Origin of the sequence: Flavobacterium piscisymbiosum, assembly GCF_020905295.1 — a bacterium.
Classification (GTDB): domain Bacteria; phylum Bacteroidota; class Bacteroidia; order Flavobacteriales; family Flavobacteriaceae; genus Flavobacterium; species Flavobacterium piscisymbiosum.
On sequence record NZ_JAJJMM010000001.1, the window covers coordinates 5,281,383 to 5,303,799 of the forward strand.

A 22,417-nucleotide genomic window follows, 5' to 3' on the forward strand; every position below is an offset into this window, starting at 1 on the left:
AAAAATTACGTTTTCGTCTTCTTTTTATCTTCATTTTCAGAATTCGGAACAAAGAATGGCTAATTGAGAACAATTTAGACGGAATTTCTAAAGCAGTTTCTAAATTTGAGTATTCAGGGAAAACAATATCTTTGACTATATTTAATCTGTTTAACTTTATACACAGTGAGAATTCATTTTAGTTTTTTTATATTTTTAGTAACCTTAACCTGCTTTGGACACCCTTCTTTCGAATCTTTGAAAAAAGACCTTGAGCAGAAAATAGTGTATTGTGATTTTAAAGAAGCATTACGTCTTATTAATAAAAACAGTGCATTTTATAAAGGCTCGCCGAAAATAGAACTGGACATCATGAAAATGAAAATCCTTACTGAACTGGGTTTGTACGACGAAGCCTTTAAGCTTTCTCAAACCCTGATCGCCAGTACTCAAACCAACGCAGAGCAGCAACTTAAAACACATGTAGAAAGGGCACTCATTTTTGAGATTAATGATAACTATCCCTCCTGCCTTAAAGAATTAGAGAAAGCTGAGGAACTTCTTTCTAAATACCCGCAGCTGAAATTAAAAAACTATACCAATTTCTTAATTCGTAAATCTTCCTATTATAGGGTGAGCGGCCATGCAAAAGAAGCGTACCAGTTGGCTTTGCAGGCAAAAGAATATGCTGCAGTTGTACATGACTCTATAAATATGCCGGTGGTTGAGCTAATTTTAGGACTTGGAAACCAGAAAACAAATCCTGAAAAAGAATTAAAGCATTATCAACAAGCACTTTATTTATACAAAAAGCAACGCCACTATGAAGCTGTTATTTCTATGTATAATAATTTGAGTTTCTTTTATCTGGACAAAAAGCAGTATCCTATTGCATATATATATATAGATTCTGCCTTGGCTGTGGTATCTAAATCAAATGTCCTGGATTATAAAGCCGATGTTTATAAGACTAAAAGTAAGATACTGGAAAAACTGCATAAAGCAGATTCTGCCCTTTATTACTACAAGATTGCATCAGAATATTATAAAAAATATTACAGCGAACAGCGCGATCTTAAAATTAAGGAACTTGAAACGCATTATAATTTTGAAAAAGAAAAAGCAGAAAAACAGTCCCTTAAAAAAGATATCAAAAACACCCGCATCTTAAACATCACCTTGCTTGTTTCGGTTCTTGTCCTGATTTTATTTACCCGCCAGCTGATGAAGAACAAAAGAAAAATCGAAAATCAGAAGAAAAAAATCTCTGAAAACAATACCGCTCTGAAAGTCAGCCTGGAAGGAAAACAGTTTCTGGTGCAGGAATTGAATCACCGTGTCAAAAATAATCTGGCTGTAATTTTAAGCCTGATTGATTTTCAAAAAGACCAGGGAAAAAATGAAGATTACAAAAACCAATTTGATGATCTTTACCAACGCATTAAAACTATAGTGATCGCTCATGAATTGTATACTTACAGCGTGAATCATAATGAACATGCAATGGTTGAAGTTCGAAATTATCTGGATAAGATTTTTGAAACCCACCAAAACAGCAACATCAGGACATTTACATATATAAATAATACCGAAGAGATTTATCTTACTGTAGATAAAATACTCTCATTGGGACTGCTTGTAAACGAACTGGTAACGAATTCTGTAAAACATGCCCAGCCTTCAGAAGACCTTATTTTACATCTGGAACTTATAAAAACGGATGTAAACGAAATAAAAGTATGTTATTCTGACAACGGAACTATCTTTAATTTTGAAAAAAATAATGATTCTCTGGGGCTTCTGATTATTGAAGGAATGGTAAAACAATTAAAAGGAAATTATACCAGAGAAAAAGCAGACTATAAAATCGTATTTCCAAATGACTGAACACAAAAGCAGAATACTAATCGTCGAAGATGAAGTTTTAATTGCACTTTCGTTAAAAAAAATGCTGGAACCTATTTTTACAGTCGAAACTGCACACAGCTATGAAGAAGCCAGAATGCTGCTCTCACATAAACTATTTGATCTTGCCTTAATCGACATTTCTCTTTCGGGAGATAAAACGGGACTTGATCTGGCAGGATTTATCAATGCCGGTATTTCGATTCCCTTTATATTTACCACAGCCCTGACCGATCCCGGCACTCTCGAAAAAGTTACTTCACTGCGGCCTGCCGCTTATCTTTCTAAACCCGTAGAAAAGGTAAACCTTGTTACTGCTATTCAACTGGCTCTGGCCAATGAAGATTCGATTTTTAAAATTGAGCTGGGAAAACAGATTTATTATTTTCAGTCGAAGGATTTTCTATTTGCCGAAGCAGATCATGTCTATGTTGAAATACATCTGACATCAGGCAGAAACCAGGTTTTAAGAACAACTATGACCTATCTTGAGGAAGTTTTTCCTGCTAAGTATTTCAAAAGAATTAACCGCAGTACTGCTGTAAATCCCTACCACGTTACAAAAATCATAAACGACAAATTATACATCGAAAATAAGATTTTTAAAATCTCCAAAAACTTCTGATTCTATTTCAGAACAAAAAAAATAGGTTTCAGAACATTTTTTTAATAATTGAATTACAAGTATTTAGTTTTAAACCTCCAAACTAAATCCTATATCATCTTTACCAGTGATAATGTAAACCAATTTTATGAAAACTACAGAAAATTTAAACCAGGCAGCACTAGTTAAAAGCTGGCCAAATGAGTTTGAAATTACTTTATCTGAAGATATAGAAAACCTTCAGATAAAAATTAATGATTATCAAATTTCTAAGGGACAGCCCTGGAATAGTAATCTCATTATTAAAAAATCATCTTCAAAGCATTGGAAAATATCAGTTGAAGCAGGAAGGCATAAAACTAAAGAGGTCGCAAACTGGTTTAAAAGCAAAATAACGGGAGGTGCAGCATTGGGCTGTGACACTACTACAGCTTTACCAAATGAACTTAATTTTTCATTTTCCTGTACATTGTCCTTTGTACTAAATGGATTACCTGTTTTATTTTCTAATATTATCATTGCACAAGGAAATAATGGCAGCAATAATTGGTGGATTGGCGGTGCTAATTTACAAGAACGAAACAACGGAAATTTTCTTTTTTCAGATAATAAACGCATTAAGCTAAATATTCATTGTTTTAATGTGAATGGATTTAATTTTAAAGTTTCATTAGGAGATTGGATGCACTCCTTATCACCGGATTCAACTATTACAAACCTAAGCATTCCAGGTACACACGATACAGGAACATATCATCTTTCCTCAGCCGATTTTGGAGCGCGATGCCAAAATTATGATATATTTCAGCAGTTAGAAGATGGGATTCGTTTTTTAGATATCAGACTTAAAAACAATGACGCAAATGCATCTGACCCGCTTCAGTTATACCATTCAATATATAACTGCAAAGTAAGCTTTGGAGAAATAATGAAATCATGCATTGATTTTCTGGCCCAGCATCCATCTGAAGTTATTTTAATGTCGGTAGAAAATGAAAAGAGCGGCCAAAAGATATCAAACAACTTTATAAAATACCTTCAAAAATACCCGAATTCTTATTATAAAGGTGATATTTTTCCCGTACTGGAACAACTACGGGGCAAAATCTTATTTCTCTACCGTTTTACATATGAGCCTGTAGCTGGTTTTGAAAATGATAAGGTTGGTATAATGTTTGGCCGCCCCTGGAAAGACAATGCTACTTTTGAATCAGCTAACGCGAAAGGGCAAAAATTTCAGATAGAAGATAACTACAAAGCTCATGATACCCATAAAAAAGCAGATTTAGTCGAGAAAAATCTGAAATTGGCCGCCAATACTGCTCACAACAACTCAAATCCCCTTTTTCTTACCTTCAATACTATTGGCATGGGTGGCCACACTCCTTACCAATATGCCTGGGGAGGTTTAGGTGTTAATCCAAAAATGAATCCCTGGTTAATGAAATACACATCTTACAGCGGCAAAAGATCTTTAGGGATTATTCCTCTTGATTTTTATAATAATGGAGGAAATGATAATGCTATCGAAAACGGGCTCTTAATCAATATTGTAAATTCTAATTTTTAGACCTGAATTATGAGAAGAATTATACTTTTATTGACAATTTTTTCAACCCTTATTTCAAATAAAGCAGAAGCCCAGCCTTACTATAATTTTCTCCATCCCTCCTCACCTGGAATTTATTCCGTTGGCGGCATAAATGTTGGATTTAATTACAATCCTAACGGCGGAAATGTATACATTGACCAAAGCTGTCCCAGTGTTTTGGGTTACAATGCTACTGATGGAGGCTATTTTACTTTTGGCTTTAATGTTCCAATTGCGGGGGTAAGAATTAGAGGAATCCGCCAAACATTTAATTCGAATACTAATATCGACATAAAAATAAATGAAGCATCATATACATTAAATTCGTCAAACCTTTCATCTTTTAGTGCCTGCAATTTTAACGCACAAGGTTCTATATCAAACGGAGATTTAGTTGGCGGCAATGGCATGATTACCATTACACAGTCAGGAATTACATCTCTTCAGGTACAAAATAATGGCGGTGATTATTGGATATTTGTTGTCGAAATCCTGCCTCTTGTTACCACAGCCAACACTCCATGTGCTGGCAGTACTCTAAACCTTACCTCTGATTTTTCGGGATTAACCAGCGGGATATCTTACAATTGGACTGGTCCGAATGGTTTTACTTCCAATCAAAAAAATCCCAGCATAGGCAATATTACCGCAGCTAGTGCAGGCATTTATACCGTTACAGCAAGCAATGGAACTGTAACAGCGAAACAAACTCAGAATGCCATTATAAATCCTATACCTGATGTAAACACTGTAAATGACCAGACATTATGCAATGGTTCTTTAACAAATGCAGTAAATTTTAGCAGCAATACAGCTCCGGTTACCTATACCTGGGCCAATAATAATACAACAGTTGGGCTTGCTGCTTCCGGTACAGGGAGCTTACCTGCCTTTACTGCGGTTAATAATTCCAGCCAGCCTGTTACGGCTGTTATTACAGTGACCCCAAAATATACCAGTAATGGCACATCATGTGAAGGCACGCCTAAAAATTTTAAAATTACCGTAAACCCTTCTCCTGCAATCCTCTCTCAGCCTATATCAACAAGAGTATGTGCTAATGGCAATGCTGCTTTCTCTGCAATTGTAAGCAATGTATCTACTTATCACTGGCAGGTCAATACGGGCTCGGGATTTGTCAATGTACAAAATACCGCGCCTTATTCAGGGGCATTCACATCAACTTTAAACATCACCAATGCCTCTGCGGCCGCTAACGGTTACCAATATAGATTAATTGCTGCAGGAACATGTGGTTCTGTCACTTCCGAAGAGGCAGTTTTGAACATCTCTACATTAAGCTCCAATGCAGTCGTGGATAATGTCAGCTGCAATGGAGCGTCTGACGGAAGTATAATTATTAACCCGTCAGGCGGAATCTCCCCTTACACATTCAGTTGGGATGGAGGTTCTACTGCAAAAGAAATAACAGGACTTATTTCCGGAACTTATAAAGTAACAATAACAGATGCTAATTTATGCAGTCTTACAGAGAGCTTTACTATTACCCAGCCAAATGCTTTTACAGCTACTCAAAGTCAGATCGATGCCACTTGTTCAACTGATGGTCAGGCTGCGGTAACTGCTATTGGCGGTACTACTCCTTATACTTATTTATGGTCACCATCTGGTGCAACAACTGCAATAGCAACAGGACTGAAAGCCGGAAATCACAGTGTTTTGATTACAGATGCCAACGGATGTACTATAACAAAAACATATATAATTACGACAACTAACACATTAGTTGCAAACGCTTCAAAAACTGATGTTTTATGTAATGGCACATCAACAGGTTCTGCTACAGTAGTGCCAAGTGGAGCTCCCGGACCTTTTACTTATACATGGTCACCATCTGGCGGAAATGATGCTGTTGCCAATAATCTTGCTGCCGGAAATTATTCTGTGACTATAAAGGCTTCCGGTGGATGCTCAATTGTAAAAAACTTTACAATCGCAGAACCTTCTGCCTTGAAAGTAGAAAAATCCCAAACTAACGTTTCGTGTTATAATGGAAATAATGGTTCTGCTTCGGTAATCGTTACAGGCGGAACAGGCCTTTATAACTATTCCTGGGCGCCATTTGGTGGTAATTCAAATACCACATCGGGACTAACTGCCGGCTCTTATACTGTAACAATTACCGATACAAACAATTGCAGCACAACTGAAACAGTCGTAATATCGCAGCCTGAAAAGCCCGTTAGTCTTAGCACTTTGGCAGCAGCAAACATTACAATTGATAGTGTACTGCTTTCCGGAATTGTTTCTTCTGATGTAAATACTGATAAGGGAGAATGTCTGACAGAAGTCGGTTTTGTATATGCCGCTCATACAAATCCCTCCATAAATGATACAAAAATTAATATCACATCTGCTTTGGGAACATTTACAAGTTCTTTATCAGGACTTAAAGGAAACAAAACGTATTATGTAAAAACTTATGCCATAAACAGCAATGGCTTTATAAATTATGGAAACGAAGTAAGTTTTACAACAGAAAAATATACTCTGACTATAACTGCCGCTTCCGGACATATCAAAGTTTACGGTACTACAGATCCTGTATTTAATTATACAGCTTCCGGATTTGAAAACGGAGACACAAATGCTATAATCACAGGACTACTTTCCAGAGATTCCGGAGAAAATGCAGGAAAGTACAACATCAAATTAGGAACTATAAGTGCTGGTGCAGACTATACAATTGTCTTTACTGGGGCAGAATTTGAAATCACTAAAGCAAATCAAACTATTACCTGGAATCAGACTTTAGAGTTTGGCTGTGAAAACGCTGATAAAGTAACCCTCAGCGCAACATCCAGCAGCGAACTGCCAGTTTCATACCTTATAACAGATCCTGCGATTGGATCAATTTCCGGTACAGATCTTCAGGTTATAAACTCTGGAAGTGCTTCTATTACGGCTTATCAAAACGGGGATCAAAATCATAATCCGGCTCCTGCGGTGATTAAACCTATTGAAGTAAGCCAATCGGGACTAATTACGCAACAATGGGAAGATGTATTATTTTTTAATAATAAAAGTGCCAATTTTATCTCCTGGCAATGGTACAAAAACGAAAATCCAGTCTCTGGGGCAACACGCCAATATTACAGTGAAAGTCAGCCCTTAAATGGATCTTATTATGTGATTTCTACAGATAAAGAAGGGAAATCAATAAAATCATGTCCGATTGAAATAACAGGAACTTCCTTTACTAAAAAACTAAAAATTTATCCTAATCCAGCCAGACCATTAAACCAATTTACTTTAGAATGTGATTTTAGCGAATCTCAACTGAATGGAGCCCAGATTACCATTTTTGACATTACTGGAAAATTAGTTCAGACTATTTCAAATGTAAAAACTCAAAACCAAATTACCGCTCCTGCTCAGTCAGCTATGTATGTTATCGTTCTTTCGCTGAACAACAATCAGAAAAAAACAATCAACTTATTGGTTAAATAAAATGAGATTTAATTTAAAATTAAAAACAATGAAAATTAAAATCACCATAGCAATAATTGTATTGTTTAGTGTCACTATAAAAGCACAGGAAATTAATATTAAAATCAACGGAGGGCCATCCGGAATTTTATATGACAGTAATTTGGGTGAAGGAAAACTAAAATTTGGTGGAGGAATAGGTGTTGGATATACCTATTTCTTCAGCGATCATTGGGGAATTTCCACTGGAATTGATGTTATATACAATCAGAATAGTTTTGAATTAAATGATGGAAATACGATCACAACTTATGAAGTCGATGATCAGACTTCTGCTTTTGAATATCGTGTAACTCCTTCAAAATACAAAGAAGACCAGCATTTTATTTCTGCCGCGATTCCGCTTCTTCTGCAATACAGAACTGCAGTTGCTTATAAAACTCAACTGTATTTTGGATTTGGAGGAAAAGTCCTTTTTCCGGGAAAACAAACTGTAAAAGCTTCTTCTTCCCAATTACAATTAAGTGGCTATTATCCTGATTTAAATCTACTGGTTGATGATCTGCCTGTACACGGATTTGGTACAGTAAATAATTGGCAGGATAAAACTTCTGTAAGTTTGCAGACTTCATTTTTAGTAAGCCTGGAAACGGGACTGTCTTTTACTTTAAAAGAAAAAACAAAACTTTATACCGGAATATATCTTGATTATGGTCTTTCTGATATGGCAAAAAACACTCCCGATCAAAATATTGTCTCTTACAACCCAAACGGAATCGACAATATTCAGGCGAAAGGTGTAATTGGAAATAAGAAAATTGTTCAGGAAAGCCATTATTTATCAGCAGGCATACAAATTAAATTAGGTTTTTCTTTAGCAAAAGATAAACAACAGCCAGTTCAGCCTAAAACAGAAGAAATAACTTCTGCGATGCCAGCCCAACCTGTTCAGGAACCTTCAGTTCAAAAACAAGTAGTTGAAACTGCTCCGTTGCAAAAAGAGCTGACCATAGAAGAACGTAACTATATCGAAAAACAGCCTCTTGCATTTCAGGAAATTGGAAATACAAACGTAACGCCTGAACTTGCTGTAAGATTAGATCAAATTGCTAAAATTCTTAATTCGAATAAAGACACAGAATTAACTATTACAGGATATACGTGTAATATAGGGACTGAAGCCCGCAATCTGGAAATTGGAATGCAGAGAGCCCAGAATGTAGCAGATTATCTAAAAAATAAAGGAATAAACTCTAACCGTATGCTTCTATTCTCAAAAGGAGAAAGCGAACCTTTAGTTCCAAATACTCCTGCAGAAAATAAACCGCTTAACAGAAGAGTTAAACTTGAAATAATCGATAAAAAATAATCTCTTAATACCGCTATAAAACAATAAGAATCAAACTATTTAGGCAATCTATTAAATTACATTTCTTTTAAGTTAACTTCTTTTTTCTCCCCATCTTTATCGATGGTTACACGCTTCTCGATACTAGCCTTATCAATATAGGATTGTCTGGCTGTACCGTAATTTGTTGACGAACCCGTATAACCCCAATAGTTATAATAATTCGTATAGCCGGACACATAGGAATAGTTGTAAGAGTTAGAAAAATCAAAGGTGGCCATAACAACATAAGTAGCCGGCATTAGATCTGAGAACTCAAAATGTCCCTGATCATCATAAACTTTGGCTTTTTTAACCGAATAACCAAAATCAGCATTCAAAGGAACTTCCGGCATTTTTTTCTGTTTGCGAATTTTCTTGTTCACTTCTACCCACTCCTCATAATATGCCGAACTTGGAAAAAGTGTAATCTCTGTGCCCTTTGGCGCATATTGTTTCTTAGCTGTATTCACCAATCCGCCTAATTTTTTACCGGAATCCGATCTTGCATAAGCTGTTCCAATAATTACACTGCTGCCTTTAGAAATCTGTTGGGCCGCTTCTTCTTTATTGAATTTGTTTTTAATAGGCTGATAGTCCAATTCCTCATTGACTGTAATTTCCCACATCCCTTTTCCCATCGACATTTCCCTCTGCCATAGACGATGATCTTTTTTGTCTACAATATAATTATAAATGGCACCGGTACTTTCTTCTGATACTGTCACAAGCCATGTTTCGTGCTTACCGGTTCTTGGAGAATTGTAGATAAAGCTTTTTACCTCCTTGATGCTATAATATTCAACAAGAACATCAGACTCATCATTATAATAGAATTGTGGAATGCGGGCTTTATAACCTACATCTAATGGCAATGTTCCTATTAAATGATCGGTCCAGTTCCAGTCAATATATGGCTCTTTTGGATGCAACTTCAGTTTTTTATCCTTTTTGGTTTTCTTAGAATAGTAATTACCCGTAATCGTCTCAGCAAAATTGAGATTTAGTTTTGTTTCCTTTCCGTCGCTGGTATAACTGATAGGTTTCAACGTTTGCGGATCTGCCACACTGGTGCGCACGCTAGTTCTCGAATTGTCTTTTGGAGTGTAGGAATTAGTCAAACTCAATTGATTATTTTCCGCAACAATATCATAAGTCAATGTTCCCTGTTTTGTCCAGCTTGTATCTTTTACATAGTACACGGTATAGATCGATTTTTCGTGTTTGATGTATTTGGTATTGATATCCTTGCTGCCGGGTGCAATTGTCTTTTGACCGAATGCAACAAACGGAAGAAGACTCATCACATAAAGAAGTTGTTTTACCAAACTTGCTGTTTTATTTTTTAAAAATGCTAATTTTATTACTAAAGAACCCTCTATACTCTTACCTCTCATTGTGTGTTTTTTTGATAACAACAAATTTAATAATGTGAGATATAAAAAACAATACCTGATTCCATGACTATAGCTGTATTGTTAAATAATAAAAAGAATATTTTAATGTCTAGCAATTTGTAGGTGTATAAAACACAATGTATTTTTCAATTACTTTATTTGTTTGGCTATTCTTAGCTTTAATTTTGTAAACATATTTGGTTAGAAAAAATGTAATAATTGATTTATCAACCGATTTAGCATTCTTGATTTCATTTAACCATTCAGGTCCGCAATGTTTTCCTACAGCAAATTTTAATTCTTCAATAGTGAAGTTTATTGGATAATCTGTCTTTGACTCAATGTATACAAATTTCATGTCTTCTCTGTCAATTTTAAGCTTGCTCCATTTTGAAGTGTAACTTTTCCAGTCTTCCAAAACACAAAGCGGCTCTTCAACATCTTGATGTGTATTCATTCCTGTTTTTATTTCAAATTGTCCATATAATTCTATTTCATCAAATGCAGTTTTTTCAATTTTAAATGGTTGGTCAAGCATATAACCTGGATCAAGGGTAAAAAAAACTGTATCTTGTTTAGTTTCATAAATTCTATCATTTGGATGTTCGTCTCCCCAACTCAAATCATAATCTTTCATTGAAATAGTTAAATTAGAGAATTTAATTTGAATATATTCTTTTGAATTATTTGTAGTTTCTTTTTTTGCACACGCTAGTTTTTCTTCCTGTTTGATTGAAACTTCTTTATTATTTAATTTTTTGTCTATTGATTTTGTTGTTTTATTACAAGAAAAAAACAGAAAACATAGTATTAATATTTTGAGCGTAATTTTCATAATGGTTACGAATGTTGAGCATGAATTAAACAAAACTGAATACAAAAAATGATAGAATTTTATGATATTTAGAATTTCGAAGAAACAAAAAAAAGCGCAAAGTCAGTGACATTTGCGCTTTTTTATTATGAAAAATACCGTTTTGAAATGAACATCAATAATTATTACAATTCTGACTTTAAATCGATTTTACCTTTCTGAAGTCCTTTACCTGTTACTTCCAATTGTATTGCTCCTGCAGTTTTAATTGCTTTAACCAAGACTACCAATTTACCGCTGAAAAGCTTCATTTTATTGTCATGAAATATTTCTAATGAAGTAGCATCGCCATTACAAGCAGCTCTGTACGTTGCAGCGCCCGTTACTTTAAAATTTAGTTCATTAACTGCTGTAGGACAAGGAATTCCGTTTTTATCTACCACCGAAACAGTTACAAAAGAGATATCATCACCATCGGCTTTGATCACTTTTCGATCTGCTTCCAGAATAATTTTATAAGGATCTCCGGCGGTTTTAACCTCGCTTTCAGCAGCTATTTTTCCATTCGAATCAAATGCCACCACTTTTACAGTTCCGGGTTCGTATTTGACATCATTCCACATTAAACGATAACGGTTTTGCGGAGTTGAATTGTTTTTTTTCTGAACACCCATACTTTTTCCGTTTATGAAAAGTTCTGCACTGTCATAATTGGTATAAACAAAAACCGGAGTAATTTCTCCTTCTCTTCCTTTCCAGTTCCAATGCGGCAAGATGTGAAGCGTTTTATCTTCCTTATTCCATCTGCTTCTGTACAAATAAAAACGGTCTTTAGGAAGTCCTGCTAAATCAGAAATTCCAAAATAAGAACTTCTTGATGGCCATTTTTCATCATAAGGCGTTGGTTCTCCTAAATAATCAAAACCAGTCCAGACAAATTCGCCAATAACCCACGGTTTATCATCCTGAAGCACAAAATCTTCATCAGGAACATTCGACCAACTGCAAGCTTCAAGATCATAAGACGAAGATTGTAGATCATCGTATTGTTTCTCTTTTTGCTGTACAACAGGAAATTTATAAATTCCTCTTGAACTCACTGTAGAAGCAGTTTCTGAACCTAAAATAAATCCTTGTGGAAATGATTTATAAGCTTCTTCATAAAGATGCACTCTGTAATTCAAACCCGGTACATCCAATAAAGCCCCAAAACCGGATTCCATAGTTTGTTTTACCTGATCCATTCCAACTGTTACCGGACGCGTAGGATCTTCTCTATGAAAGACATCTTGTAAAAATTTAGCTCTTGTTAAACCCTCTGCACCATATTGATCCGGAACTTCATTTCCTGAACTCCACATTACAATACAAGGATGATTTCTCGTAGCTCTCACTAAATTTACAATGTCTTTTTCTGCATATTCTTCAAAAAAGCGATGATATCCGTTTTTCACTTTTGGCTTTGCCCATTCATCAAAACTTTCAGCCAGAAACATAAATCCCATTTCGTCAGCCAACTCAAGCTGTTCAAAAGAAGGCATATTATGAGAACTGCGAATTGCATTACATCCCATATCTTTCAGAATCGTAAGCTGTCTTCGAAGCGCCGCTTTATTGACCGCAGCACCAAGCGGACCAAGATCATGATGCAGACAAACTCCTTTAAATTTAGTTACTTTTCCGTTAAGGCTAAATCCTTTATTGGCTTCGTATTTAATTGATCTGATACCAAATTTTATATTTTGTTCGTCTTTTAAAGTTCCGTCGGCAGCGTATAATTTAGTAATCGCTGTATACAAATAAGGTGTTTCAGGACTCCATAAATGAGGTTTTGCAACATCAATAGCTTGATGAAATTTTCCGTCTTTTATTTCTGTCACTTTCTGTGTTGCTACTGTAGTATTAGCTGCGTCTTTTATTTCCGTTACCATCGACAAATTACTGCCATTAACTTCAGCTTTAAGATCAACAACAGCGCTGTTTTCTTTGATGTCCGGAGTGGTAATAAAAGTTCCCCATTGTACAAAGTTTTCCTGTTCTTTTACTACAATACTCACGTTTCTGTATAAACCTGCTCCGGGATACCATCTTGAAGAAAATGGTTCATTAGTCAATTTTACAGCCAGTACATTTTCTGATCCGGCTATTAAATCTTTCGAAATATCAATATAAAAATAGCTGTATCCGTAACCCCATTCTCCTACCTTTTTTCCGTTTAAATAAACCTGAGGTTCGCTCATGGCGCCTTCAAAAATAAGAAGTGCTTTTTTTCCTTTTTTAAACTCCGGAATAGAAAACGTATTGCGATACCAGCCTGTACCAATATGCGGAAGCGCACCGGTACGACCTGTTTTTTCTGTAGGCACTTTTTCTCCGTTTTGTTCAATTGCCGAAACTTGTTTGTCCCATTCTTTATCAAAAGGTCCGTAAATGGCCCAATCGTGCGGTACACTGACTTTTTCCCATTTCGAAGTATTAAATTTTATCGAAGATGCATCTTCTTTTACTTCCTTAGAAAAGCGCCAATTGTCTTTTAAAATAACAGTCGTTGATTGTGACATCATTTTTCCGGAAGAAAAAACCAGAAGAAATACGAATAATATTGATCTAAAAATTAATTTCATTTTATGTTTTATTTTTTCACCCTTAAGATATTAAGATCATTTAGCTTTATGAAACTTAATATCTTAATGGTAAAATTTAATTTTTAATTTTTAATTTTTAATTTTTAATTTAAAAAATTTCTATTCTTTAAAAGCATCCAATGCCGGCGACGGTTTCCCGTCAGAAAGCCAGGCATTCAATTGATAACCGCTCCAGCTTTTTTCGCCTTGTGGTTCCCAATAAATAACACCTAATCCTTTATTATCAGGCACGCTTTTTACCGCTTTTATAGTAGCTTCAAGCATCTCTTTAGTGTTTTGTACTTGTTCGAAATCACCACCAACTTCAACCACCATCACTTCTTTATTGTAACGGGAAGCCATGTCTTTTAGATTATTTTCTAAATCTAATATAGTACTTTGATAATCAGTTTTGATCCAATACGGATAATACGATAAACCAATTACATCATATTTTACCTTATTTTCAGTCGCTTTGTCAAAAAACCATCTGAATTTTTCACTTTTATTTCCTTCATCCAAATGAACAATTACTTTAATTTTTGGATCGATCGCTTTCGTAGCTTCATATCCTTTATCCAGTAATTGCGCCAGCTGACTGAAATTATCTGTACTGCCTTCCGGCCAAAGCATACCGCCTGGGATTTCATTTCCAACCTGAACCCATTCCGGCGTTACTCCTGCTTTTTTCAGCATTTTCAAAACGTCATAAGTATGCTGATAAACATCGGTTAACAATTCCGGAAAAGAATGTTTTGCCCATGCAGCAGGTTTATTTTGTTTGCCGGGATCTGCCCATGAATCGCTGTAATGAAAATCGATCATGATACGCATTCCCATTTTTTGCGCACGAACTGCCATAACAACCGTTTCTTCCGGACTGCAATGTCCGCTGGCTTTATCATTATTCGGGTTTACCCAAACACGTAAACGAATGGTGTTTATTCCTCGGTCTTTTAATAATTGCAGACAGTCTTTTTGAGAACCGTCTGCATCATAAAATTTATAGCCTGTTGCTTCCATTTGTGGCAGCCAGCCTACATCTGCTCCATTTGAAAAGGAGTTTTTTTCGCTAATCATTTTTGGTTTACAAGAAGTAAATGCAAGTACCATTAGCATTAAAAAAGATCCAATTTTAAGTGATTTTTTCATATTTTATTCTTTACTGAAAGCCTGCATTACTGATAAGGCATTGTTATCAAAACTGTATAAAGCCTGATTTTCGAATGTAGAACCGCTTGTCGATTGTGGCCCTTTAAAAGCAACCCACTCGCCTCCCCAATACGCAAATCCCTGTCCGAATTGGGATGCTTTTACGATGTTTTTAATATCCGTAACAAAAGTTCTTTGTCCCGCCGGAGTTGCCGGATAACCCGCTACCAACTGATCGTTTGTTCCTACAATATTATTCGTCTGGTCATTATGCAATAAAGTAAAAGGATAAGCAGTTTCTGCAATCAGGACTTTTTTACCAAATTTCTGTCCCAAAGCATCAATAGTATTTTTTACTACTGTTAAGTCTTTACCGTGCCAAACCGGATAATACGATAACCCGATATAATCGTAATCGATACTTTTCATTTTAGTAAAAAACCAATCCGTTGCACCGCCATCTACACCTGCATAATGAATCATTATTTTTGTGTTGGGCGCTTTACTGCGAACTGCTGCGCTAGCCGCAGTTAATAAAGCGATACATTGTTGTTCGTTACTGATTAGATTTCCTTGTGGCCACAATAATCCGCTATTGATTTCATTCCCAATTTGAATAATATCCGGATTGATTTCTGTCATTATAGTTGATGTATAATTGGTAACGGCTGTTTTTAAATCAGCAAAAGATAAATTTTTCCATTCTTCAGGAACGGTTTGTTCTCCCGGATCTGCCCAATTATCAGAATAGTGAACGGTAAGCCAAACTCTTAAACCGGCTTGTCTTGCTTTTTGTGCCAATTGTTTTACTTCACTTAAACCGGAACGACCGTTTACAGGATTTTTCCATAAACGAATTCGGACGGTATTACAACCTGCATTTTTTAGTGTTGTAAGCATTGGTTCGGCTTTGCCATTGCTGTAAAATTTAGTTCCCAAAGATTCCATTTGAGGAAGAAAAGAAACATCTGATGCTCTGATAAAAGTATCCGTTGCATCCGGCGGATTCACCGCTTCTGTATCGGCCGAATCATTATTCGAGCACGAAAACTGAATCGCAGTGATCGCAATTAACCCAAGAATTTTTATATATTTTTTCATGATAGGAGTTATAATGATTGAAATTTTGAATTTAGAAGAAGCCTCAAAATAAGCTGAGGCTTCTCTTTTTTTTTAATTCAATTATGGAGTTGCAATGAATGTATAACGACCATCTAAGTCATTGAACCAGATTTCATATTTTCCAGCTTCAACAATAATATCTCCGCCATTATCACCCCAGCTTACATCCCATCCGCCATTAGCTTTAAACTTCATTTTTCCGGCTTTTAAAGTTTGTGTAACTTTCCAGATATGTCCATCAAAATCAGATTTCACTAAAGGAACATCCATATTCCATCCGGTGTCATCGCCTGTTAATACAGATCCTGTCAAAGTAATTGTGGCATACGTTGTCATTGGTCCTGTATATGGCTCAATTTTATAGGTTAGTTCTTCAAGATTAAGTTCAAAACTATAATAACCTGAAGTTGCTGTAGGGAAAACCCCCGGATCAGTATCGCTTTCTGTTGCTCTGTATTGTACTTTTGCACCATTTGTTCCGTAAGCCGGAGCCCAGAATCCAATTTGTTCAATTAATTTAAAACCATCTTTATTAAAAAATCCTGTATAATAGAACTTTGCCGTTTCTTTTGTATCTCTGTAAATTGGCATATTGTTGCTCGTTACACTCCATCCTGCAGCGGTTCCAGGTCCTACTAAAAACAAATCAATTTTAGGGAATACACCTCTGTAAGGCGTTAATGCAATAGTGATTGGCGTAGAAAGTTTTGGCTCAGAAAGTGTTGTTCCAACCGTAGATTTAATCCTAACATCGATTGTTCCTTCAACATCAGGCGTAAGCCCCAATTCAAGTGCTTTTGCATTAAGTTCTGCTACTGTAATACTGGCATGAGTAGAAGTCGAAGACGTAATATCTACGGGAGCTGCAAATTCTGTATTACTCGCTGCAAACTGTACGGTATAAGTAACGATAGTTGGTGTACCGTAACTCACTTTTTCCCAGGTAAAAGTCAGGGCAGTATTGTTAGGCGTGTCTTTATTTAAAACAGTCGAAGAACCATTATCAGGTGTAATTATAGAGAAAGCAGCTTCCTGAGGCTCAAGGATCATCAAATCTGTTTCGTTTTCACAAGACCAAAGTCCTGTAACTAAAGCAATAGCTATAAAAATTTTATATATGTGTTTCATTTTTTGTATCGTTTATGTTAAAAAAAAAAGTTTTAGTAACCCGTGTTTTGAGTCAGATTTCTATTGGCTCCCAATGATCCTTCCGGAATAGGGAAAACGCTCATGTAAGCCGGAATCGAAATTCCTTTTGAAGAGTTTCCTTTCCACGCCCAATTGTAAGATCCTCCGGTATATTTTCCAAAACGAATTAAATCTTGTCTTCGGTGTGCTTCCCAATGTAATTCACGCGCTCTTTCGTCAATTAAAAAATCAAGTGTTAATTCGCTTAAAGTAATGTTTCCAATAGTCGAATTACTATTCGCTCTTTGTCTTAAAGCATTTACATAAGTTAATGCCTGAGCAGTTGTCCCGTTTCCGCCTCTTAAAGTCGCTTCTGCGTACATTAAATATACATCGGCTAATCTGAATAATGGGAAATCAGTATCAGCATAAGTAGAACTGATTCCGTTTACTCCTGCGGTAGTTTTATTCGAAAATTTAGATAAAATGTAACCTTGTGTTTTTACACCAATATCTTCAATATCAATAGATCTTTGTTTTGCAGGATCGCCCGCAACACCTTTCCCTATAGTATTTCTTGTGTCTTGGCTGAATTTTACACCATCAAATTTTTGCGCAAATTCTTTTCTTATTCTAAGTGCTCCAGTCCAACCGCCAATTCCAAAATCGGCACCATTGTTTTCCCAGGCACCAATTTGTCCGTTTGTTAAAACCGTTGTTGCGCCCCAGTTTTGAGAAACTGCTCCATCTGACTGGATTCCGAAAATAATTTCTTCTGAGTTCTCGTTATCTGCTTTAAAATTGTCCAGGTATTTTGGTTTCAAAGTATAACCGCCTGCAATGATTTCGTTACACATTGTAATACAGTCATCAAAACGATTCGCCTGAACATAAACCTGAGCATTCAAATACATTTTTGCCAAAATCATACGCGCCATAGATTGATCTAATCGTCCGTATTCATTTGTTCTGGCTGCTTTTAAATCTGGTAAAACTGCTTTTAATTCACTTTCGATAAAATCAAATAATTGTTTTCTGTTAAACTCAGGTCCGGCAAAATTTACAGGATCATTTTCGGTATACATTGGTGCTTTTCCAAATAAATCCATCATGTTATAATACGCATACGCTCTTAAAACACGAACTTCTTTACGCCAAAGTGCAATATCTGCCAGCGTTGTAGCATTTGTAATACCTCTTGAACTTAATTTTTCAGGCGTGCTCTGACGCAAAAATTCGTTGGCATACGAAACAGAAACCATGGTTCTGCTAAACATTCCCAGAATAACAGGATTTGCCGGTGTCCAGATATTACGTTGTAATTCTGCTGTTCCTCCGTCATTTTCATAACTCCAAACCAGTTCGTCTGTCGTTAATTCCTGCATGTATAATAAACATCTTGTAAACTGGCTTGTTCCTGCATCTACACCTTCAAGCGAAGAATTATCTGGACCCAAAACTCCCGTTAAAGTTAAATTTCCGTAAACTCCTGCGAAAGCCTTTTTGTATCCGTCCGGAGTCGAAAATAAAACATCAGACGAAAGAACGTCATCATCTTCAGAGACTACGTTTAAGTCATCTGTACAAGAATGAAAAACGGTAGTCAATGCTAAAATTGTTATTAAAATATATTTTTTCATCTTTTATTAAAATTTAAGATTAAGACCAAATAAAACAGATCGTTGTCTAGGATAAATTGTTTTGTCTACACCGTTATTAGTAATTTCAGGATCTAAACCGCTGTATTTTGTAATAACAAAAACGTTCTGAACTCCAGTCGAAAATCTTAACGATGCTTTACTGTTTAACCAGTTGTTTAAAGTATAACCTAACGTAATGTTGTCCATTTTTAAGAAAGAAGCATTCTCGATATAAAGATCTGATAATACAACACTTGAAGTAGTCTGAAAATTAGTATCTAGTATCTGAGACGGAACATTACTTAAGACCCCACCGTTTTCCATAGCATCATATTGTGCTCTGCTGGCATCTACGGCATTGTAAATTCGGTTACCAATACTGGCTCTTAAATTGAATGAAAAATCGAATTTTTTATAATTCATATTAGATGCAAATCCTAAAGTAAAATCCGGATCAGGATTATTATAAATGTATTTATCTGAATCATTTCTAATATTATCACCATTTAAATCTGCAAAAGCACCTTCGATTGGTTTTCCTTCATTATTGTATAATTGTTTATAAACATAGAAAGAATAAGGTGTGTAACCTTCTCTGAAAATTTGTCCCGGAGTTCCCGTTCCTGCAATATTGTCTCCTAAAAAGATATCACTTCCGTTTACCAGATTTTTGATTCTTCTTTCGAATTTGGCAATATTAAAATTCATATTCCAATTGAAATTCTCTGTTTTAATGGCATTCGCGTTAAGCGTAAACTCGACCCCTTTTGTGGTAAAGCTTCCTACGTTTTGATACACACGGTTAGAGAAATTACTACCATCAGAGATTGCTGCATTTACCAATAAATCTTTCGATTCTTTGTAATACACATCAAGTCCGGCAGATAAACGATTGTCTAAAAATCCAAAATCAAGACCTGCATTGTACGAAGTAGTTTCTTCCCATTTCAAATTGTTTGTTCTTTTTGAAGGAAGTGCAACCGGAACCGGACTTGTACCAAAATAGTACTCAGAGTTTCCGCTACCCACCTGATATTTCTGCAAATATCCATTTGGCTCAGGAATATCTTGTTGTCCTGTAATACCGTAACTTAATCTTAATTTTAAATCCGATAATACGGTACTTTCTTTAAAGAAATCTTCTTTGATTTTCCATGCAAAAGCTACAGAAGGGAAATTCCCCCAACGGTTTGCTTCTTCAAATCTTGAAGAACCATCTCGTCTGTAAGAAAGCGTTAATAAATATTTATCTCTAAAATTTAAGTTTGTTCTGGCAAAGAATCCTAATAAAACTACATCTGTATCCAAAGTTGTTTCAGGAAATGTTGATGGTAAATCCGGGTTTAGGATATTACCGGTTTCAAATTTTGAACTTTGAAATTTTTGATAGGAATAACCAGCTGTCGCCTCAAAATTCAATGATTTAAAAGTTTTATTATACACTAAATAAGTATCTAATAATTTATTTTTTCTAGTGGCTTCTGTATATTCATTTGTACCATACGGAATGTTGTTGTTTGACGGAGCAGAACCTGCATCAGCACCAACCAATCTTCTTCTGTCTCCATTCGATTCATCATAACCAACATTTACAACGGCTCTTAAAGCAGGTAAAAAATGGAATTTATAATCCATTTCAAAATTTCCAAAAATTCTGTCATTCGTTCCTCTGTCATTGGTGTTCAACAATTGCGAAACAGGATTTCTTGCTGCGGTTGAAACTAAAGGATAATTTCCGTTAGAATCAATTCCGGTAGTATATTCAAAATAACCACCATAAGGCGCACCTTCAACTTTTATGGGCTGAGTCGGGTCAAAACCAATAGCAGCTCCTTCAACAGCATCTGTAAATCTGTTTTTTTCGTTGGTATAATTCGCCGAAAGTCTCAATTTTAAATGATTGTCAAGGAAAGCAGGATTCATGACTAAACCAACCGTATTTCTTTTGAAATTATTCGTCAAACGCAGACCTTGCTGATCTGTATTTCCTAAAGTCAAACTCGTTGGAATAATATTGAATAAACTTCCTCTTATGGCTAAACTTTGATCGATTGTTCCGGTGTTTCTGTAAATTGCTTTTTGCCAATCTGTATTTGCAGTTCCCAGTTTACTTAAATCATCGCTTCTTCTGTCTGCGATAACACTTCTAAACTCATCTGCACTAAAAACATCTACCGTTTTAGTCAGCGTTCCTGCGGCATATTGTACATTATAATCTACAGATAATGTTTTGCTTCCTTTTTTGGTCGTGATAATAATAACACCATTTGAAGCGCGAGAACCATAAATTGCAGAAGCCGATGCATCTTTTAAAACCGTAATAGATTCTACTGTTGCAGGATTTAATGAAGCTAAAAACGAAGAAGATCCTGTATTTGTAGTATTATCAAGAGGTAATCCGTCGATAACAATAAGAGGATCATTACTTGCAAAAAGCGAACTTCCGCCTCGAATTCTGATTTGAGAACTAGAACCCGGAGCACCCGTTGAATTTACGGTTAAACCGGCAACTCTACCATTAAGCAGGTTTTCTGTAGTAATATTATTTCCTTTGTTAAAGTCTTTGGTCGTAAGTGCGACAACAGATCCTGTCGCATCTTTCTTTTTCACGCTTCCGTAACCTACCTGAACCACTACTTCTTTTAGTAAGTTAGTATCTTCTTCGAGATATACGGTTATGTTTTTTTGTCCGGCAACCGGAATAGTCTGATTGGAATAACCGGTATAAGAAAACGTAATCTGGCTATCTGCTTTTACTCCGGATAATTTAAATTTTCCATCAAAGTCGGTAGAGGTACTAATGTTTGCCCCTGATACTTTTATGTTTACTCCTGGTATGGGCTGTTTGGATCCTTGTTCCAAAACAACACCGCTAATAGTGTTCTGAGCAAAAACACAAAAAGGAAGTAAGAGTAATAAAAGTAAAAATTTGTTTTTAATTCTTTTCATACTTTTTTAATTGGGTTGGTTTAAGTTAGTGTTGGTTACAAAATGATTGCAGAATTTTATAAGTCAGGACTATAATCTGCTTTTTAAAATAAGTCTAGTGTTTAGGAAAGTGTTTCCCGTTGTAAATTGTAATTGAAGTGTTGGTCATGTTTAAATTGTTTTTGGTTACGATAATTGGTTAGTTTGTTTTGGTTGACTTGTTATGGTCGAAAAATAAAGTAGTATTACTCAAACGTTATAGCTTATCAACTGACTCTGCAAATTAAATACAGAGCAAGCTATTTAGACAGGGAAAAATTCATTTATAAAAGGGGACAATTTCGTAAAAGTGTCTCTACAACACTTCATAAAAACATATTATCTATTTTTTTGGTTTAAAAAAAATCAAAATATCAATAATTAAGCTTTAAAATAATCGATTTAATAATCAAATCGTTTGTAGGTTTTAACCGGTATATTCTCAAAAAAAACTACGGAAAAGAAAAAAATTATACCGCAAAGAGCGCTAAGTTTTTTTACTCTTAGCTTTTAAAAAGGACAAAGTTCGCAAAGCTTTGTCTTCATTTAGCTTTGCGAACTCTGTGTTTTTTTAAAGCAACCTTAAATAAAAATCTTTGTGTTCTCTGCGGTAAAAAACAATTAATATATCAAACTAAACCCTTTAGAGAAAGAAAA

At 35.5% G+C, this 22,417-nt stretch carries 13 protein-coding genes; 5 read left to right on the forward strand and 8 right to left on the reverse strand.

The window, feature by feature from the left end:
• Positions 1-237 precede the first annotated feature (237 nt).
• The 5 genes from LNP81_RS22440 to LNP81_RS22460 all read left to right on the forward strand — a co-directional run bounded on the left by LNP81_RS22440 (position 238) and on the right by LNP81_RS22460 (position 8,898).
• Positions 238-1,866: a sensor histidine kinase gene (locus tag LNP81_RS22440; RefSeq protein ID WP_230039509.1), complete on the forward strand. Its 1,629-nt coding sequence runs from the start codon at positions 238-240 to the stop codon at positions 1,864-1,866.
• The gene (locus LNP81_RS22445; protein ID WP_230039510.1) at positions 1,859-2,509 is read left to right on the forward strand and encodes a response regulator transcription factor; all 651 of its coding nucleotides are present in this window, start codon (positions 1,859-1,861) and stop codon (positions 2,507-2,509) included. Before LNP81_RS22440 ends, LNP81_RS22445 begins: the two co-directional genes overlap by 8 nt.
• A gap of 127 nt (positions 2,510-2,636) precedes the next feature.
• Positions 2,637-4,058: a phosphatidylinositol-specific phospholipase C domain-containing protein gene (locus LNP81_RS22450; RefSeq protein WP_230039511.1), complete on the forward strand. Its 1,422-nt coding sequence runs from the start codon at positions 2,637-2,639 to the stop codon at positions 4,056-4,058.
• A 9-nt stretch (positions 4,059-4,067) separates the two neighbouring features.
• Positions 4,068-7,550, forward strand: a complete 3,483-nt coding sequence (locus LNP81_RS22455) for an MBG domain-containing protein (protein WP_230039512.1) — start codon at positions 4,068-4,070, stop codon at positions 7,548-7,550.
• A gap of 28 nt (positions 7,551-7,578) precedes the next feature.
• The gene (locus LNP81_RS22460) at positions 7,579-8,898 is read left to right on the forward strand and encodes an OmpA family protein (protein ID WP_230039513.1); all 1,320 of its coding nucleotides are present in this window, start codon (positions 7,579-7,581) and stop codon (positions 8,896-8,898) included.
• Positions 8,899-8,954: 56 nt separating this feature from the next.
• Here the strand turns inward: LNP81_RS22460 and LNP81_RS22465 are convergent, their stop codons facing one another.
• The 8 genes from LNP81_RS22465 to LNP81_RS22500 all read right to left on the reverse strand — a co-directional run bounded on the left by LNP81_RS22465 (position 8,955) and on the right by LNP81_RS22500 (position 21,742).
• Complete coding sequence (locus LNP81_RS22465) at positions 8,955-10,313, reverse strand: DUF3108 domain-containing protein (RefSeq protein WP_230039514.1); 1,359 nt, start codon at positions 10,311-10,313, stop codon at positions 8,955-8,957.
• 109 nt (positions 10,314-10,422) lie between these two features.
• Positions 10,423-11,148, reverse strand: a complete 726-nt coding sequence (locus tag LNP81_RS22470; protein WP_230039515.1) for a hypothetical protein — start codon at positions 11,146-11,148, stop codon at positions 10,423-10,425.
• A gap of 164 nt (positions 11,149-11,312) precedes the next feature.
• Positions 11,313-13,751 (reverse strand): DUF4982 domain-containing protein, encoded by a 2,439-nt coding sequence (locus LNP81_RS22475; protein WP_230039516.1) that lies wholly within the window; start codon positions 13,749-13,751, stop codon positions 11,313-11,315.
• Between the two features lie 120 nt (positions 13,752-13,871).
• A complete protein-coding gene (locus LNP81_RS22480) occupies positions 13,872-14,903 on the reverse strand; it encodes a glycoside hydrolase family 53 protein (RefSeq protein WP_230039517.1) in 1,032 nt (343 codons plus the stop codon).
• A gap of 3 nt (positions 14,904-14,906) precedes the next feature.
• Positions 14,907-16,004, reverse strand: a complete 1,098-nt coding sequence (locus tag LNP81_RS22485; protein ID WP_230039518.1) for a glycoside hydrolase family 53 protein — start codon at positions 16,002-16,004, stop codon at positions 14,907-14,909.
• Between the two features lie 81 nt (positions 16,005-16,085).
• The gene (locus LNP81_RS22490; protein ID WP_230039519.1) at positions 16,086-17,153 is read right to left on the reverse strand and encodes a SusE domain-containing protein; all 1,068 of its coding nucleotides are present in this window, start codon (positions 17,151-17,153) and stop codon (positions 16,086-16,088) included.
• 32 nt (positions 17,154-17,185) lie between these two features.
• Entirely contained in the window at positions 17,186-18,793 is a 1,608-nt protein-coding gene (locus tag LNP81_RS22495) for a RagB/SusD family nutrient uptake outer membrane protein (RefSeq protein WP_230039520.1), read from the reverse strand.
• A 6-nt stretch (positions 18,794-18,799) separates the two neighbouring features.
• Complete coding sequence (locus LNP81_RS22500) at positions 18,800-21,742, reverse strand: SusC/RagA family TonB-linked outer membrane protein (RefSeq protein ID WP_230039521.1); 2,943 nt, start codon at positions 21,740-21,742, stop codon at positions 18,800-18,802.
• Positions 21,743-22,417: the final 675 nt, after the last annotated feature.

What these genes read in the sequence shown, in the direction of transcription:
- LNP81_RS22450 (WP_230039511.1), top strand. Translation starts at nt 2,637, where the DNA reads ATGAAAACTACAGAAAATTTAAACCAGGCAGCACTAGTTAAAAGCTGG.
- LNP81_RS22490 (WP_230039519.1), bottom strand. Translation starts at nt 17,153, where the DNA reads ATGAAACACATATATAAAATTTTTATAGCTATTGCTTTAGTTACAGGA.
- LNP81_RS22470 (WP_230039515.1), bottom strand. Translation starts at nt 11,148, where the DNA reads ATGAAAATTACGCTCAAAATATTAATACTATGTTTTCTGTTTTTTTCT.
- LNP81_RS22480 (WP_230039517.1), bottom strand. Translation starts at nt 14,903, where the DNA reads ATGAAAAAATCACTTAAAATTGGATCTTTTTTAATGCTAATGGTACTT.
- LNP81_RS22485 (WP_230039518.1), bottom strand. Translation starts at nt 16,004, where the DNA reads ATGAAAAAATATATAAAAATTCTTGGGTTAATTGCGATCACTGCGATT.
- LNP81_RS22500 (WP_230039521.1), bottom strand. Translation starts at nt 21,742, where the DNA reads ATGAAAAGAATTAAAAACAAATTTTTACTTTTATTACTCTTACTTCCT.
- LNP81_RS22495 (WP_230039520.1), bottom strand. Translation starts at nt 18,793, where the DNA reads ATGAAAAAATATATTTTAATAACAATTTTAGCATTGACTACCGTTTTT.
- LNP81_RS22460 (WP_230039513.1), top strand. Translation starts at nt 7,579, where the DNA reads ATGAAAATTAAAATCACCATAGCAATAATTGTATTGTTTAGTGTCACT.
- LNP81_RS22475 (WP_230039516.1), bottom strand. Translation starts at nt 13,751, where the DNA reads ATGAAATTAATTTTTAGATCAATATTATTCGTATTTCTTCTGGTTTTT.
- LNP81_RS22445 (WP_230039510.1), top strand. Translation starts at nt 1,859, where the DNA reads ATGACTGAACACAAAAGCAGAATACTAATCGTCGAAGATGAAGTTTTA.
- LNP81_RS22465 (WP_230039514.1), bottom strand. Translation starts at nt 10,313, where the DNA reads ATGAGAGGTAAGAGTATAGAGGGTTCTTTAGTAATAAAATTAGCATTT.
- LNP81_RS22455 (WP_230039512.1), top strand. Translation starts at nt 4,068, where the DNA reads ATGAGAAGAATTATACTTTTATTGACAATTTTTTCAACCCTTATTTCA.